We start from the raw sequence: 15,294 nt of genomic DNA on the forward strand, positions 1-15,294 counted from the left end.
TCAACGTGGAAAAGCAGTTTGATGTGATATGCATGGGCCGCGTGGCGGTAGACCTCTACAGTCAGCAGATTGGTGCCCGTCTGGAGGACGCGTCGAGCTTCGCCAAATATCTCGGCGGGTCGTCGGGCAACGTGGCTTACGGCACCGCGCGTCAGGGTTTACGTTCGTCGATGCTGGCGCGCGTCGGCGATGAACATATGGGCCGCTTCCTGCGGGAAGAGCTCAACCAGGTGGGCTGCGATACCAGCCATCTGATTACCGATAAACAACGCCTTACGGCGCTGGTGCTCCTCGGCATTAAAGACCGGGACACCTTTCCTCTGATTTTTTATCGCGATAACTGCGCGGATATGGCGATTACCGCCAGCGATGTGGACGAAAGCTACATTGCCTCCGCACGTTGTCTTGCCATCACCGGGACTCACCTTTCTCATCCGCAGACCCGCGAGGCGGTGCTGACGGCGCTGGGCTATGCCCGCCGTCACGGCGTGCGCACGGTGCTGGACATCGACTATCGTCCGGTGCTGTGGGGGCTAACCTCCTTAGGCGACGGCGAAACGCGCTTTATCGCCGCCGAGAAGGTCACCCGCGAGCTGCAGGAGGTGCTGCACCTCTTCGACGTCATTGTCGGCACCGAGGAGGAGTTTCACATTGCGGGCGGCAGCACGGATACCCTGCAGGCGCTGGGACAGGTGCGTGCCGTCAGTGACGCAGCGCTGGTCTGCAAGCGCGGCGCGCTCGGCTGCTCGGTCTATACCGACGCCATTCCGCCCCGGCTGGACGACGGCCTGACGGTGACCGGCGTGCGCGTGGAGGTGCTGAACGTCCTCGGGGCGGGGGACGCGTTTATGTCCGGCCTGCTGCGCGGCTACCTGAACGACGAAGGCTGGGAGCAGGCATGCCGCTACGCCAACGCCTGCGGCGCGCTGGTGGTTTCGCGCCACGGCTGCGCCCCGGCGATGCCGAGCAAAATCGAGCTGGATGATTATCTTTCCCGCGCCGCGATGGTGCCGCGCCCGGATCTCGACCCGCGTCTTAACCATCTCCACCGGGTGACCACTCGCCGCCGCGAATGGCCGGAGCTGTGCGTGATGGCCTTCGACCACCGCAGCCAGCTTGAGGATATGGCGATGCAGTGCGGCGCGTCGCTTAAGCGCATTCCGGCGCTGAAGCAGCTGATCCTGCAGGCCAGCCGCGAGGCGGCGAGCCGCGCCGGGCTGGAGGGCAAAGCCGGTCTTCTGTGCGACGGCACCTTTGGTCAGGACGCGCTGAACGCAATCACCGGGGAAGGGTGGTGGATTGGTCGTCCCATTGAGCTGCCGGGATCCCGGCCGCTGGAGATGGAGCACGGCAACATCGGCACCCAGCTTATCAGCTGGCCGCAGGAGCACGTGGTGAAGTGCCTGGTCTTTTTCCACCCGGAAGATGCCCACGGCCTGCGCCTGGAGCAGGAGCAGAAAATCGCCGAGGTGTACCACGCCTGCTGCCGGTCCGGGCACGAGCTGCTGCTTGAGGTGATCCTGCCTGCCAGCATGCCGCGCAGCGACGAGCTCTACCTGCGCGCCATCTCCCGCTTCTACAACCTCGGCATTTACCCCGACTGGTGGAAGCTACCGCCGCTCTCCGCCGACGGCTGGACGGCGCTGAGCGAGATTATCGAACGCCGGGACCCGCACTGCCGCGGGGTGGTGATCCTCGGCCTGGACGCCCCGGCGGAACAGCTGCGCGCCGACTTCAAAGCCGCAGCGGGGCAGACGGTAGTGAAAGGCTTCGCCGTGGGGCGCACGCTGTTTGGCGATGCCTCCCGCGCGTGGCTAAAGCACGATATTGATGATGCGCAGCTGGTGGCGCGCATCCGGGACAACTACCTGCAGCTTATCGCCTGGTGGCGCGAGCGCGGACATGCATAATGGAGACGACAATGAGTGTGCAATTAGGCATTAACCCGCTGACGTGGACGAACGACGATCTGCCTTCTCTCGGCGCGGAAACCTCGCTGGAAACCTGTCTGAGCGAAGGTAAAGAGGCCGGTTTTGCCGGCTTCGAGCTGGGCAATAAATTCCCGCGCGAAGCGCGCCTGCTTGGCCCCATCCTGCAGCGTCACGACCTGCAGCTGGTCTCCGGCTGGTACTCCGGCCGCCTGCTGGAGCGCAGCGTGGAGGAGGAGATCGCCGCCGTGCAGCCGCACCTGACGCTGCTGCGCGAGCTGGGGGCGAAGGTGCTGGTGTTTGCGGAAGTGAGCGGCTGCATTCACGGCGAGCAGCAGACCCCGGTGCATCTGCGCCCGCGCTTCCCGCAGGAGCGCTGGAAGGAGTACGGCGAGAAGCTCACCGAATTTGCCCGCTATACGCAGCAGCAGGGCGTGCAGATTGCCTACCATCACCATATGGGCACCGTGATTGAGTCCGCCGAGGACGTGGACAACTTGATGACTCACACCGGGGAGGCGGTCGGACTGCTGCTGGATACCGGCCATCTGACCTTTGCCGGGGCCGATCCGCTGGCGGTGGCGCAGCGCTGGGCGTCGCGCATCAACCACGTTCATTGCAAAGACGTGCGCGCCGACGTGTTGGCGGACGTCAAAAACCGCAAAACCAGCTTCCTCGATGCGGTGCTGAGCGGCGTGTTTACCGTGCCGGGCGACGGCTGCGTCGATTACCCACCTATTATGCGGCTGCTGAAGGCGCAGGATTATCACGGCTGGCTGGTGGTCGAGGCCGAGCAGGATCCGGCGATTGCCCATCCGCTGACCTACGCCCGTCTGGGGTATAACAACCTGAGCCGCCTGGCGCGCGACGCCGGACTGATTTGAGGAGGGAACATGTCACGTCTGTTATCACGCTGGCAACAGCCGAACGCGGAGGGGCGCACCCAGTGTGTTACACCGGAAAGCGCAGGGTGGGGCTACGTCGGCTTTGAGGCGTATGAGCTGCAGGAGGGGCAGACGCTGACGCTGCCCGCCGTCAGCGAAGAGCGCTGCCTGGTGCTGGTCGCCGGGCGGGCCTCCATCAGCACGCCTTCCGCGCAGTTTAACGATATCGGCGAGCGGATGAGCCCCTTCGAGCGCATTAAGCCGTGGGCGGTGTACGTCACCCCGCAGGAGACGGTGCAGGTAAAGGCGCTGACGACGCTGGAGCTGGCGGTCTGCGCCGCGCCGGGCAAAGGCACGTATCCGACGCGGCTGATTGCGCCGCAGGATATCGACGGTGAAGCGCGCGGCAAAGGTCACAACCAGCGCTACGTGCATAACATTTTGCCGGAAGACAGGCCCGCCGACAGCCTGCTGGTGGTGGAGGTGTGGACCAGTGAGGGCTGCACCAGCTCGTACCCGAGCCACAAGCACGACACGGATAACCCGCCGCAGGAGACCTATCTGGAGGAGACCTACTACCATCGCCTCAACCCGGAGCAGGGGTTCTGCATGCAGCGCGTCTACACCGATGACAGAACGCTGGATGAGTGTATGGCGGTCTATAACCGTGACGTGGTGATGGTGCCGAAGGGCTACCACCCGGTCGCGACGATGGCCGGGTATGATAGCTACTACCTCAACGTGATGGCCGGCCCGATGCGTAAATGGATGTTCACCTGGGAAGAGGACCACGCGTGGATTAATCGGGATTATCCTGCGAACAGCGGTGGCTAGCGCGGGTTAGCCACCAGAACACCAGCGCCAGCAGGCTGACCGAGGCGCCAAGCAGGCAGACGCCCGGCCAGCCGGCACAGGCATACGTCATCGTTGTGCCGAGCGCACCGAGCCCGCTGCCGACGGCATAAAACAGCATGTAAAGCCCGACCAGCCGGCTGTGCGCCTCGGGACGGGTGCGGAAAATCATGCTCTGATTAGTGACGTGCAGCGCCTGACCACCCAAATCGAGCAGTATGATGCCGATAAGCAAAATCCCGATTGAACGGTCCATCAGCGACAAGGGCCACCAGGCTAACAGTAAGATACTCAGCGCCGCCGCGCTGGTGCGTTGGGCATATCCCCGATCGGCCCAGCGTCCTGCCCGGCCAGCAGCCAGCGCGCCCACCGCGCCAGCCAGTCCAAACGCGCCAATCGCTGTATGCGAAAAGTTAAACGGCGGTGCGCTCAGCGGCAGCACCAGCGCGCTCCAGAAAATGTTAAACGATGCAAACATCAGCAGCGCCAGCACGCCGCGTATCTGCAGCACTTTTTCCTGCCGCAGCAGCGTGAGCATTGAGCCAATCAACCGCGGATAGCTCATCGTGGCAGTGACGGCTGGCAGGGCGGGGAGTCGCCACCACAGAGGTAACGCAATCATGAGCATCAGCGCGGCAGCACAAAGATAAACCCCGCGCCAGCCCGCGATATCGCTGATGCCACCGGCAAAGACGCGAGCGAGCAGCAAACCTGTGAACACGCCGCCCTGTGCCGCGCCGACAACGCGTCCCTGTTCATGGGGCGACGCGGCGCTGGCGGCGTAGGCGATCAGCCCCTGCGTCATGGCCGTGCCCAACATACCTGTCGCAAGCATACCGATAAGCAGCGCTGAAGAGGACTGTGCCATGCTGACGGAAACCAGCGCCACCACCAGAGCAATCAGCTGTACTGCCATGAGTCGTCGACGATCCACTTTGTCACCCAGAGGAACGACGAGCAAAAGAGCCAGCGCACAGCCAATTTGTGTCGCGGTCACCACGCTCCCCACGGCCGCATGGCTGATGCCGAAATCGTTCGCCAGCGCGTCAAGCAAAGGCTGGGCGTAATAGACGTTTGCCACGCTTAGGCCGCTGGCGGTGGCGAACAGCCAGACCATGCTGCGCGGCATGTCGGCTGAAGGAAGGGCTGACGTCAGTGACATATTCAAAATCCTCGCCTGTGATAACCTGGTTTCGAAAAGAAACTGGTTGAATGCTAGGCTATGCAGTTTTAAAATGCAACCAGTTATGGGGTGGCCTTTGCGAGGAAAACAGGTGATGTCCCGAAATACGGTAAAAGAGGAATATTGTCCCGTTGCCCGCAGCGTTGACCTGCTCGGGGATCGCTGGTCGCTTCTCATTGTGCGTAATGCGTTTGACGGCATGACGCGCTTCGGGGATTTTCAGCGCAGCCTTGGGGTGGCGCGCAACATCCTTTCTGACCGGCTTCGCAAGCTGGTTGAGGCGGACATCCTGACGTTACAGGGGGCATCGGACGGCACGGCTTATCAGGAATATGTTCTGACCGACAAAGGCGAACGTCTTTTCCCCGTGATCGTGGCGCTGCGTCAGTGGGGAGAGCAAAATCTGTTTTCACAGGGCGAGCGTCACTCGCTGCTGGTCGACAGGCGGACGGGCAGGCCGGTTCCCTTTATGGCGCCAGCAGCGCATGACGGCACTGCGCTGCTGCCGGTGGATACGGAAGTGCAGAAGATCGAATGAGTCACTCCGGTTAATTACCGCTTATCGCCTGCTCAATCGTCCGGGCAACGATCTGCGGCTGGCTCACCATCGACACGTGGCTTGCCGCCACCTCGGCGGTTTTCGCATGGATCGTCTTCGCCATCGCCCGTTCAAGATCGGGGTTGATCATTCGGTCATTCTTGCTGACCACATACCAGCTCGGTTTATCATGCCACGCCGCGTGGGCGACCTTTTCACCAAACGCCTCGGCCTTAATCGGCCCCTGCGTGGCTGCTATGGTGTTTTGAATGTCTGGCTTCACGTCAGGCGCGAAGTCCTTTCTGACGGCTCCTGTCGGCAGGTATAAATAGCCGTCCGCCGTTTTAGCAATGCCCGCGCTGCCCGGCGGGGCAGGGAAACTTCCTGCCAGATCCGCCGTCGACTGGCCGGAATCCGGCGCGAACGCCGCCACGTACACCAGCGATTTTACCCGCGCATCGTTGCCCGCCTCGCTAATCACGGTGCCGCCCCAGGAGTGGCCCACCAGCACCACGTCACCCTGGGCGCGGGCGATGGCCCGCCGCGTGGCCGCAACGTCATCCTTAAGCGACGTGAGCGGGAGCTGGACGGCAATGACCTCGGCGTGCTGCTTCTGCAACAGGGTAATCACCTTATTCCAGCTGCTGCCGTCGGCAAACGCGCCGTGCACCAGCACGACGCTGGTTTTACTCTGCGCAAAGGCGCTGGCGGAAACCGCCAGCAGGCCTGCCGTCACTACAGACAGTGCTTTCATCTTCAGACTCCTTAAAAGTGGTGGACCGTCGCGTGGGGCGGGACGGTGAATTCAACGGTTTTGTGGTCGAGCGGCTTGTGCGTCGGGTCGGCCAGAATAATCGTCACCTTGTGTTTACCGGCGGGCAGCCCCACCAGGATCACCGGCTCTCCGCTGGCGTCAGCCCAGTGCCACGGCGCGTCATCCACCACCACGTGAATGTGACCGATGCGCGGCGTGACCTTGAGCGCCTCGGGGCCGAATACCGGCTCGATACGCAGGTTTTCGGCACGGTACTGGATAAACACCGCGCCTTTGCTCAGCGGCCCGGCAAGCGGGGGATCGACTATCAGCTTTGCGGGCGGCTGCGGCTGCGCCAGTGGCGCAACGGCGGCGGGGCCGTTAACGTCCTCTGCGCTCAGGTTATCCAGCGGCGTGGTCCGGGCATGGGCTACAGATGCCAGGACTAGCAGGGGGAAAAGTGCATAGCGACGAATCATGGGTTCTCTCCTTATCGGTTGTGAATGACGACAGGGAAAGAAAACCATTTTTATGTATCGGAGATATTTGCCGGAGGCGGCGTTTTGTACCCGTTTGTCAGCGTGGCGCTCTGGATACAGTGCGATACGGTTTGCCTGCCTGGACGACGCACAATCGCTATCGCCAGCCCGGCAATCACCAGCGTCAGCCCCGTTGATACCCACATTGCACCTGCGATCCCCAGCGTTTTATTCAGCCACGCATAGGCAAACGGTGAGGCTGCCGCCATCAGCTGGCCGGGGATAAGCAGCATGCCGGTGCGGCGGGCATAGCTTTCGGGGCTAAACAGCTCCAGCGGCAGGGTGGCTTTTACGATGGTGACCAGCCCGTTGATGGCGCCGTAGCCCAGCACAAACCCGGCCGCACACCACGCAAACAGGGCGCTGCTCATCCCCAGAAGAAAGCAGAGCGGCATGGCGAGCGCGGTAAAAAGCGTGAGTTTGAAGGGGGTTAAGCGGGCACCCGCCAGCACTTCCAGCGAGCGGGCGCCCGTCTGGCCGACTCCCCACAGCATGCCGATGGCGACCGGCAGGCCAAAGTGGGCAATAAACTCCGGCAGATGGGTGGACGTGCCGCTAGAGACAAAGGTGATGAGGGCAATGAAGGCGGCATAAAGCCAGCCGTTATGCCGCTCGTTGTTAAGAGGCGGCGCGGTGACCTTTGTCGTCACCGTCAGCCGCTGGCGGGGAAGCGTTCGAATCAGCATCGCGCTCAGCAGGCCGAAGAGCGCGTAGACGCGCAGCGCCTCCTGCCAGCTCATGACCTGAAGCAGAGCATCGCCCAGCGGCCAGAAAACGGCGGAGGCCAGCCCGCCCGCCAGCGTGACGCGTGAGATTGTTCTTCGCGCCTGCTGCCCGTAGAGGTTTACCAGCGCGGCGAACAGCGCGTCGTACAGCGACAGGCGCATCCCTACGCCGCCGATCAGCCAGGCGCAGTACCAGCCAAAAAGCGTCTGGGTATACGCCATCCCTGCGCAGCTTGCGGCGATCAGCAACGTGCCGCTCATCACCACTTTCTGACCGCCAAAGCGTGCCAGCAGGCGGGCGACAAACGGAGAAACCGCCGCCATCACCAGCATCGCCAGCGTCAGGCCGAGGTAAATCTGCGGTGATGACCACCCCCGGTCGGCTGAAATCGCCAGCGCAAAGGTGCCGGGCATATAAAACGAGATCCCCCAGTTGATAAGCTGATTACATCCCGCCATGAGGGCGAGGCGGCGAGGCAGGGCGGGTGTTTCCATTGTTTTTCATTCCGTTATGCAGTTGTCCTGAGCATAACTCGCGCGCTATTGTGCTGGCAGGGCAGCAACCTTATGCGCGGTATAAGAGAAACTTTGAATGACAACGCTTAATCTGGGCTATCTCGCCACCTTCCGTCTGGTGATCCAGCGCGGCAGCTTTTCAGCGGCAGCGGATGTGCTGGGTATTTCCCAGCCCGCCGTCAGCCTGCAAATACGTCAGCTGGAGCAGTTTCTGCAAACGCGGCTGGTGGAGCGTACCGGGCGGGGGATTAAGGCTACGGCTGCCGGGCAGGCGTTGCTGGCGCATGGGGAGCGTATTCAGCAGGCGGTGGATGACGCTATCCGGTCCGTGAGCGCATTCAGCCACGATGTGAGCGGCACCATTACGCTTGGCACGGGGGCAACGGCCTGCATCCATCTTCTGCCGCCGCTGCTGGAGAAGCTGCGCCAGGACTATCCGCTTCTGAGCGTGGGGGTGACGACGGGCAACACCCTCGACATCGTCAGGGCCATCGAAGAGAACCGGCTCGATATGGGGCTGGTGACGCTGCCGGTGAGCGGCAGAGCGCTGGACGTCATGCCGGTAATGGACGAAGAGTTTGTTTTTATCGCGTCGCGGGAGCAGCAGGATGCTTTCAGGGGTTTTACCCCGGAGGCGCTGCACGCTCAGCCGCTGATTGCCTTTGAATCAGGCAGCGGTACCCGGGCGCTGATCGATGGCTGGTTTGCGGCGAATGGATTAGCGATCGCACCGGTGATGCAGCTTGGCAGCATCGAGGCGATCAAACGCATGGTTCGTGCGGGTCTGGGCTACAGTATTGTGCCGCGAATGGCGGTCGAACAGGATGCCGATCGCGAAGGGCTATGTGTGATGTCGCTTACGCCCATGCTGCAGCGGCAGCTGGCGATCGTAATGCGGCAGGATAAAATCCTCAGCAAAGGGATCGCGGCCATTATTCGGCTCGTGCAACATCCTGCGGCTGTTTAGCGATCGGCGGTGTCGACGGTCAGGCTGGATTGCTGCGACTGGGTTTTGTCCTGATGGTGGTACCAGGCGCCAATTGAAGAGTAAACGAAGCGGCCAAAGAAAAACAGGAAGCTGATGAGCAGTATGATGCGGGTCATTCGGGTATTAAATTGATGTCGTTTGCGCATACGCGTGACCTGACTCACTCTGTTTTTCCTGGATAAGCCCTTTTGGGCGACAAGGATATTAAGGCACAGCGGGAAGGCGGGGTCAATTCTGCTGTGTGTAAATAACCGTCAATGTTTACATTGATTAATGTTATTGAAATTAATTAATGCATTTACCATATTGATAATATGAAGAAAATAATTTCAAAAAAACGCCGCAAAAAGTTATTTGCGTAAAGTAGTTTGATTTAAGTCAACGGCTTCCCGGCCCTGATATTTAAAATCTTTCCTCCATACAGTTCGCCCCTCACCTTGCCGGGCGGCGCGTACGTCAGGTTGGATGCCTGTCTTTATTTTCCCTCTGGAGCGAAAGGGGTTTAACCGGGCATCTATGAACATTCTGGCTTTCCTGAAAAAAAATGAAAACCGCTGGTGGGCATTACCGCTTATTTTGCCTGTGGTTTTACTTCCCGTGCTGAGCATCGCGAATACATTCACGCAGCTGGGCGACGGCATTGCGGCACTCTATTATTTACCCCTCTCATTTTTGCTTTCGCTGATGATGTTCTTTGGCCTGGAAGCGCTGCCCGGGATCGTATTGTCGCTGTTTATCCGCTATTACCCGTCGGTCGGTATGTTTGAAACCGTCGCGGGGATCCTCCATTTTGTCGTCCCTTTAGTGCTCAGCTGGGGTGGCTACCGGGTGTTTGCGCCCAGACGGAATATGACCGCGTACGGCGACGTTCGGCTGATGGCGCAGCGCATCTTCTGGCAGGCGTTCTGCCCCGCGACGCTGTTTCTGGTGCTGTTTCAGTTTGCGGTGTATTTAGGCGTGTATGAGAGCCGTCAGAGCCTTGCGGGATTAAATCCCCTCAATATTCGCACGCTCATCAACTATCAGACGCTGCTGGTCAGCGGCCTGACGGGCGTGCCGCTGAGCTATCTGCTGATCCGCCTGCTTCGTCATCCGCGCTATATCAAAAGCCTTCTCTCGCAGATCCGTTCCGAGATAGACAAAAAGGTGACGGTCGTTGAGTTGTTGGTGTGGGCTATCGCGCTTGGCGGGCTGCTTTCGCTGCTGCTGCTTCCGATGAATGAGAACAGCTCCATTTTCACCACCAACTATACTCTTTCCCTGCTGATGCCGGTGATGCTCTGGGGCGCGATGCGTTTTGGCTATAAGCTGATTTCGCTTATCTGGACGCCGATACTGCTGGTGTCTATTCACTATTTTTACCGCTATATCCCGGTGAACCCGGGGTATGACATTCAGCTGGCGATCACCTCTTCCAGTTACCTGGTCTTCTCGTTCGTGGTGATTTATATGTCGATGCTGGCGACCCGGCAGCGCGCGGCGAACAAACGCTCCCGCAGGCTGGCGCTGCTCGACCCGGTCGTCCATATGCCTAATCTGCGGGCGCTGTCGCGCGATCTGGCGAAAAACCCGTGGTCGGCGCTCTGCCTGCTGCGCATTCCGGAGCTGGAAATTCTGGGCCGAAATTACGGCGTGTTGCTGAGGATTCAGTACAAGCAGCAGCTGGCGCAGTGGGTGAATGGCATTCTCCAGCCCAATGAGCTGGTGTATCACCTGACCGGGTATGACCTGGCGGTACGGCTCAACGCGGAATTGCACCAGCAGCGGATTGAAGCCCTGGACGAGCACATCAAGCAGTTCCGCTTTGTCTGGGACGGCATGCCGCTGCAGCCGCAGGTGGGCGTGAGCTATTGCTATGTCCGGTCCCCGGTTAACCATCTTTATCTGGTGCTGGGCGAGCTGGGCGTGGTTGCCGACCTGTCGCTCTCCTCCAACCATCCGGAAAACCTTCAGCAGCGTGGGGCCGTCCATTTGCAGCGCAACCTGAAGGATAAAGTCGCGATGATGAGCCGCCTGCAAAAGGCGCTTGATAACGACGAATTCACCCTGCTGGTTCAACCCGTTCGCGGCATGCGTGGCGATTGCTATCACGAAGTCCTGCTCCGGATGCCGGATATAAACGGGCTATTGATCTCCCCCGACCAGTTCCTGCCCGTCGCGCAGGAGTTTGGTCTCTCCTCGCGGGTAGATTTATGGGTGCTCGAGCACACCCTGCGCTTTCTCGCCGCGCATCGCGAAAGACTGCCCGGCCAGCGCTTTGCCATTAATCTTGCCCCGTCGACCGTGTGTCGGGTGCAGTTTCCGCTTGAGGTGAATCGCCTGCTGGCGAAATACGCCATTGAGCCGTGGCAGCTAATCTTTGAAGTGACGGAGTGCAGCACTTTTTGCAATGCGGAACAGGCGCTACACATCCTCCGGCAGCTGCAGAAAATGGGGGTACGTATTGCAATTGATGATTTTGGCACCGGCTATGCGAGCTATGCGCGGCTGAAAAGCGTGGACGCGGATATTCTCAAGATTGACGGCAGCTTTATTCGCAATATCGTCAACAACAGCCTGGATTATCAGATTGTGGCGTCTATCTGCCATCTGGCGCGCATGAAGAAAATGCTGGTGGTGGCGGAGTATGTCGAAAGCGAAGAGATACGTAGCGCGGTTCACGCGCTAGGCATCGATTATGTGCAGGGTTATCTGATTGGCAGACCGGCACCGCTTGAGTCGCTGCTGGAAGCAGAGGCGTCCACTGCGGACGCCTGAGCCGTTACGCGGCGACGTCGGCGCTCTCTTCTTCAATTTTGAGCAGCCAGCCGGTGACCGCTTCCCAGTACTGCTGCTCTTTTTCCAGATCCAGCAGGACCAGCGCGTTCTGACTAAACCAGTCGTGCGGGAAGCTCAGCGTCCAGTGGTGGTCGTCGGTTTTAAGCTTCAGCGTGGGCGGCGTGGTGGTGGCCTGACGCTGGTTATTGAGCAGCACGCCCAGACGCAGCAGCTGAATAAGCGGCAGAAACTGTTTTTTCTTGAACAGCGTAAAGCGCGGCAGGTCGTCGAGCTTGATGGCCTTGCGGTGATAACGCACCAGGGTCGCCATCATGGTTTGCTGCTCCTGGTTGAAGCCAGGCAGATCGCTGTTTTGCAGAATGTAGGCCGAATGGCGGTGCATCCCGCTGTGGTTGATGTTCAGCCCCACCTCGTGCAGCATCGCGGCCCATTTCAACAGCGCGGCAAGCTGCGGGTGCGCGAGCTTCGGATTCTGCTCCTGCCACTGTTCGTACATCTGCACCGTGGTGTCCAGCACGCGCTTCGCCTGTTCACGGTCGATGTTGTACTGGTTGGCCAGGCTTTGCGCGGTGCGGCTACGAATATCCTGATGGCGGAAACGGCCTTCCATCTCATACAGCACGCCTTCACGCAGCGCGCCGTCCGACAGACGCAGCTCTTTTATGGCGAGGGCATCAAACACGCCGCAGAGAATAGCCAGCCCCGGCACGAATACCGCTTTACGCTCGTCGGAAAGACCCGGCAGGCTTAAGGCGTCAAAACTTTTATGCTTCAGCACTTCTTCGGTCAGCAACGTCAGGCGTTCGGGCGTGATAAACCCGTCTTTTTCACCCATCGCCAGCAGCACTTCATGCGCCGCCTTGATGGTGCCCGACGCGCCCAGCGCCACGTTCCAGCCCTGAATACGGTACTGCCAGGCCAGATTTTCCAGCTTCTGGACAGCGGCCATACGCGCGCGCTGGAAGTTCTCGCGGGTGATGGTGCCACCCGGGAAATACATCTGCGCGAAGCTGACGCAGCCCATACGGCGGCTTTCCACCAGGCGCGGCTCAAAGTCTTCGCCGATCACCAGCTCCGTTGAGCCACCGCCGATATCGATAACCAGCTTGCGTCCTTTTTCCGGCTGGGTGTGCTCAACGCCCATGAAAATCAGACGCGCTTCCTCGTTGCCGGAGATGATCTCAATCGGGTAGGGGATCACTTTTTCGGCCCGCTTGAGGAACTCCGGGGCGTTCAGGGCCTGGCGCAGGGTGTGGGTGCCCACGATGCACACGCTGGAGGGCGAGAAGCCCTGCAGGCGTTCAGCAAACAGCGACAGGCAGTTTAACCCGCGCTCCATCGCCTCTTCGCTGAGCATGCTGCGTTCATCAAGACCATCCGCCAGGTGTACGCGCTGCTTCAGACGACCGATGATCTGCAGCGCGCCATCCACCTCACGGGCGATGACCATGTGGAAACTGTTAGAGCCAAGGTCGACCGCGGCGAATTCCTGCGGGCGTGGGGTCTTATCATTTATCGGCATAGGTTAATCGGGTTGCTCGAGTGATTTGATATAGTCGTAAATCGCCAGTTGCGACCGCACTTTGCGGCGGTTACCGCGCGGTACATAGCGGTTACTGAGTTCTTTGTCGATATAGCGTGCTTTCACGGTATCGCTGAACAGAATCTCGATGATGTCGAGGATCTGCTGCTTCAGACGCGGATCCAGCAGCGGTGCCGCGACTTCAATACGGTAGTCAATATTGCGCGTCATCCAGTCTGCCGAAGAGAGATAGACCTGTTTATCACCCGCATTATCAAAAATATAGATCCGATCGTGTTCCAGGTAACGGTCAACGATGCTGATCACGCGAATATTGTCGCTGATGCCTTCCAGTTCCGGGATCAGCGAGCACATGCCGCGGATTAGCAGGTTAACCGGCACGCCGGAGCTGGACGCTGCATACAGCCTGTCCACCAGCCCTTTGTCGACCAGGTTGTTAAGCTTCAGCGTGATGCCGGACGACAGCCCTTTCTGGGCATTGGCGATCTCTTTGTCGATCATATCGTACAGCAGGCGGCGCGAGTTCTGCGGCGAGACCAGCAGATAGTCAAAGCTCACCGGACGATACGGGTTTTCGATAAAGTTAAAGACCCGGCGCACTTCGTTAGTGATGCGGGCATCGGCGGTTAAGAGCGAGTAGTCGGTATAAATTCGCGCCGTTTTCTCGTTAAAGTTCCCGGTACCGATGTGGGCATAACGCACTACATCGTCGCCCTCTTTACGGGAAATCAGGAACAGCTTGGCGTGAATTTTCAGCCCCGGCGCGGAGAAGATGACGTGCACACCGGCTTCCGTCAGACGGCGCGCCCAGTGGATGTTGGCCTCTTCGTCGAAGCGCGCCTGCAGCTCAACCACCACGGTGACCTTTTTGGCGTTGTGCGCCGCGTGGATCATCGCGTCGATGATGCGGGAATCTTTTGCCACGCGGTAGATGTTGATTTTGATCGCCAGCACGCTCGGATCGAACGAGGCCTGACGCAGCAGTTCGAGCACGTGCTCAAACGTGTGATACGGATAGTAGAGCAGCACATCGCGTTCGCGAATGGCGTCGAATCCGTTGCGGAATTTATCGAACCACAGATGGCGCAGGCGCGGCAGCGGCTTGTTCACAAGATTGGCTTTGCCGACGTTCGGGAAGCCAATAAAGTCTTTAAAGTTGTGGTAACGACCGCCCGGCACGATGGAGTCATAGCGCGAAATGGTCAGCTTTTCGCGCAGCATTTCCACCATGGCGTCCGGCATATCGCGCTGATAAACAAAACGTACCGGTTCGGCCGTCAGGCGCTGTTTCAGGCTGGAGGACATCAGCTCCATCAGGCTGGCTTCCATCTCGTGCACCAGGTCATATTCGGCGTCACGGGTCATTTTCATCGAGTAGGCGTTTAACGCATCGTAATCGAAGAAGCCTTTGAAGATGTCGTCCAGGCAGTAGCGCAGGATGTTATCGAGCAGGATCATCGGCTTGCGTCTGCGCGGGGTTTCCGGCGGCAGGTTCACAAAGCGCGGCACCTTGTCGGACGGGATCTCCAGCAGCGCGTAACGGATAGACTCACCGCGAATAATTTCCACCGCCAGGTAGGTGTAATCATCCTTCAGGAACTGAACCAGATCGGTTTCGCGGTTGATCAGAATCGGGGTAATGTGCTGGCGCAGATAGTGTTTGAAGTAGTGGCGCAGCCAGTTTTGTTGGTTAACGGAAAGCTGGCGTTCGTTAATCAGGAAGATTTGATTGCGCGCCATCTCCAGCAGCAGTTCGTTATACAGGCCGTCAAATTCCTGATCGGCTTTCAGTACGCGGGACTGGATTTTGCCCAGCAGATGCCGCGAGTGCGAGTTTAAGCCCTGTTCTTCGCTGATGATGATGCGTCTTTTCAGCTCGGCAAAGCGAACCTTGTAGAACTCATCCAGGTTGTTGGAATAAATGCCCAAAAAACGCATGCGCTCGATAAGCGGGTTACTTTTGTCTGCCGCTTCCTGGAGTACACGTTCGTTAAATGCTAACCAGCTTAGCTCTTTCTCGATATATAACTTTTCCTGACCCATTACAGCTCACACTCCAGTTCAAT

At 59.4% G+C, this 15,294-nt stretch carries 13 protein-coding genes; 6 read left to right on the top strand and 7 right to left on the bottom strand.

Translation table 11 applies throughout. The features are described 5' to 3' along the window. Positions 1-5: 5 nt before the first annotated feature. Genes iolC through iolB form a run of 3 tightly spaced genes read left to right on the top strand, consistent with a single transcriptional unit; the run spans position 6 to position 3,646 of the window. Entirely contained in the window at positions 6-1,910 is a 1,905-nt protein-coding gene (gene iolC / locus HCH49_RS00440) for a bifunctional 5-dehydro-2-deoxygluconokinase/5-dehydro-2-deoxyphosphogluconate aldolase (protein ID WP_221701975.1), read from the top strand. 11 nt (positions 1,911-1,921) lie between these two features. Next, positions 1,922-2,812 (top strand): myo-inosose-2 dehydratase, encoded by an 891-nt coding sequence (gene iolE, locus HCH49_RS00445; RefSeq protein ID WP_087823096.1) that lies wholly within the window; start codon positions 1,922-1,924, stop codon positions 2,810-2,812. A 9-nt stretch (positions 2,813-2,821) separates the two neighbouring features. After that, complete coding sequence (gene iolB, locus HCH49_RS00450; RefSeq protein WP_221701976.1) at positions 2,822-3,646, top strand: 5-deoxy-glucuronate isomerase; 825 nt, start codon at positions 2,822-2,824, stop codon at positions 3,644-3,646. Here the strand turns inward: iolB and HCH49_RS00455 are convergent. Further along, positions 3,612-4,826: an MFS transporter gene (locus HCH49_RS00455; RefSeq protein WP_260454010.1), complete on the bottom strand. Its 1,215-nt coding sequence runs from the start codon at positions 4,824-4,826 to the stop codon at positions 3,612-3,614. The genes iolB and HCH49_RS00455 overlap by 35 nt on opposite strands. 115 nt (positions 4,827-4,941) lie before the next feature. Here HCH49_RS00455 and HCH49_RS00460 point away from each other — a divergent pair, with 115 nt between their 5' ends. Next, positions 4,942-5,385 carry a helix-turn-helix domain-containing protein gene (locus tag HCH49_RS00460; protein ID WP_247604354.1) on the top strand — a complete coding sequence of 148 codons (444 nt, stop codon included), beginning with the start codon at positions 4,942-4,944 and terminating at the stop codon, positions 5,383-5,385. Between the two features lie 10 nt (positions 5,386-5,395). Here HCH49_RS00460 and HCH49_RS00465 read toward each other — a convergent pair whose 3' ends face one another. The 3 genes from HCH49_RS00465 to HCH49_RS00475 are packed head-to-tail and all read right to left on the bottom strand — an operon-like array spanning position 5,396 to position 7,898. Beyond that, positions 5,396-6,139 carry an alpha/beta fold hydrolase gene (locus HCH49_RS00465; RefSeq protein ID WP_221701977.1) on the bottom strand — a complete coding sequence of 248 codons (744 nt, stop codon included), beginning with the start codon at positions 6,137-6,139 and terminating at the stop codon, positions 5,396-5,398. An 11-nt stretch (positions 6,140-6,150) separates the two neighbouring features. Further along, positions 6,151-6,618 (bottom strand): DUF6130 family protein, encoded by a 468-nt coding sequence (locus HCH49_RS00470; RefSeq protein WP_039263723.1) that lies wholly within the window; start codon positions 6,616-6,618, stop codon positions 6,151-6,153. Between the two features lie 50 nt (positions 6,619-6,668). Beyond that, on the bottom strand, positions 6,669-7,898 hold the full coding sequence (locus HCH49_RS00475; protein ID WP_221701978.1) for an MFS transporter: 1,230 nt from the start codon (positions 7,896-7,898) through the stop codon (positions 6,669-6,671). A gap of 97 nt (positions 7,899-7,995) precedes the next feature. Between HCH49_RS00475 and HCH49_RS00480 the strand changes: the two genes are divergently transcribed. After that, the gene (locus tag HCH49_RS00480; RefSeq protein ID WP_221701979.1) at positions 7,996-8,886 is read left to right on the top strand and encodes a LysR family transcriptional regulator; all 891 of its coding nucleotides are present in this window, start codon (positions 7,996-7,998) and stop codon (positions 8,884-8,886) included. Here HCH49_RS00480 and HCH49_RS00485 read toward each other — a convergent pair. Next, the gene (locus tag HCH49_RS00485; RefSeq protein WP_029739958.1) at positions 8,883-9,071 is read right to left on the bottom strand and encodes a YfgG family protein; all 189 of its coding nucleotides are present in this window, start codon (positions 9,069-9,071) and stop codon (positions 8,883-8,885) included. The genes HCH49_RS00480 and HCH49_RS00485 overlap by 4 nt on opposite strands. A gap of 352 nt (positions 9,072-9,423) precedes the next feature. Here HCH49_RS00485 and HCH49_RS00490 point away from each other — a divergent pair, with 352 nt between their 5' ends. Further along, complete coding sequence (locus HCH49_RS00490; protein WP_087823089.1) at positions 9,424-11,664, top strand: EAL domain-containing protein; 2,241 nt, start codon at positions 9,424-9,426, stop codon at positions 11,662-11,664. Between the two features lie 4 nt (positions 11,665-11,668). Here the strand turns inward: HCH49_RS00490 and ppx are convergent, their stop codons facing one another. Further along, the gene (gene ppx, locus HCH49_RS00495) at positions 11,669-13,207 is read right to left on the bottom strand and encodes an exopolyphosphatase (protein WP_023308773.1); all 1,539 of its coding nucleotides are present in this window, start codon (positions 13,205-13,207) and stop codon (positions 11,669-11,671) included. A 3-nt stretch (positions 13,208-13,210) separates the two neighbouring features. Continuing rightward, a complete protein-coding gene (ppk1, locus tag HCH49_RS00500; protein ID WP_033146179.1) occupies positions 13,211-15,271 on the bottom strand; it encodes a polyphosphate kinase 1 in 2,061 nt (686 codons plus the stop codon). Positions 15,272-15,294: the final 23 nt, after the last annotated feature.

It is taken from the genome of Enterobacter sp. Y17 (assembly GCF_019730495.1).
In the GTDB taxonomy this organism is placed as follows: Bacteria; Pseudomonadota; Gammaproteobacteria; order Enterobacterales; family Enterobacteriaceae; genus Enterobacter; species Enterobacter asburiae_B.

Bases quoted from the DNA above. Each gene is read 5' to 3' on its own strand.
- iolE (WP_087823096.1), top strand. From the start codon at position 1,922: ATGAGTGTGCAATTAGGCATTAACCCGCTGACGTGGACGAACGACGAT.
- HCH49_RS00490 (WP_087823089.1), top strand. From the start codon at position 9,424: ATGAACATTCTGGCTTTCCTGAAAAAAAATGAAAACCGCTGGTGGGCA.
- HCH49_RS00455 (WP_260454010.1), bottom strand. From the start codon at position 4,826: ATGTCACTGACGTCAGCCCTTCCTTCAGCCGACATGCCGCGCAGCATG.
- ppx (WP_023308773.1), bottom strand. From the start codon at position 13,207: ATGCCGATAAATGATAAGACCCCACGCCCGCAGGAATTCGCCGCGGTC.
- HCH49_RS00470 (WP_039263723.1), bottom strand. From the start codon at position 6,618: ATGATTCGTCGCTATGCACTTTTCCCCCTGCTAGTCCTGGCATCTGTA.
- HCH49_RS00475 (WP_221701978.1), bottom strand. From the start codon at position 7,898: ATGGAAACACCCGCCCTGCCTCGCCGCCTCGCCCTCATGGCGGGATGT.
- HCH49_RS00480 (WP_221701979.1), top strand. From the start codon at position 7,996: ATGACAACGCTTAATCTGGGCTATCTCGCCACCTTCCGTCTGGTGATC.
- iolB (WP_221701976.1), top strand. From the start codon at position 2,822: ATGTCACGTCTGTTATCACGCTGGCAACAGCCGAACGCGGAGGGGCGC.
- HCH49_RS00465 (WP_221701977.1), bottom strand. From the start codon at position 6,139: ATGAAAGCACTGTCTGTAGTGACGGCAGGCCTGCTGGCGGTTTCCGCC.
- HCH49_RS00460 (WP_247604354.1), top strand. From the start codon at position 4,942: ATGTCCCGAAATACGGTAAAAGAGGAATATTGTCCCGTTGCCCGCAGC.
- ppk1 (WP_033146179.1), bottom strand. From the start codon at position 15,271: ATGGGTCAGGAAAAGTTATATATCGAGAAAGAGCTAAGCTGGTTAGCA.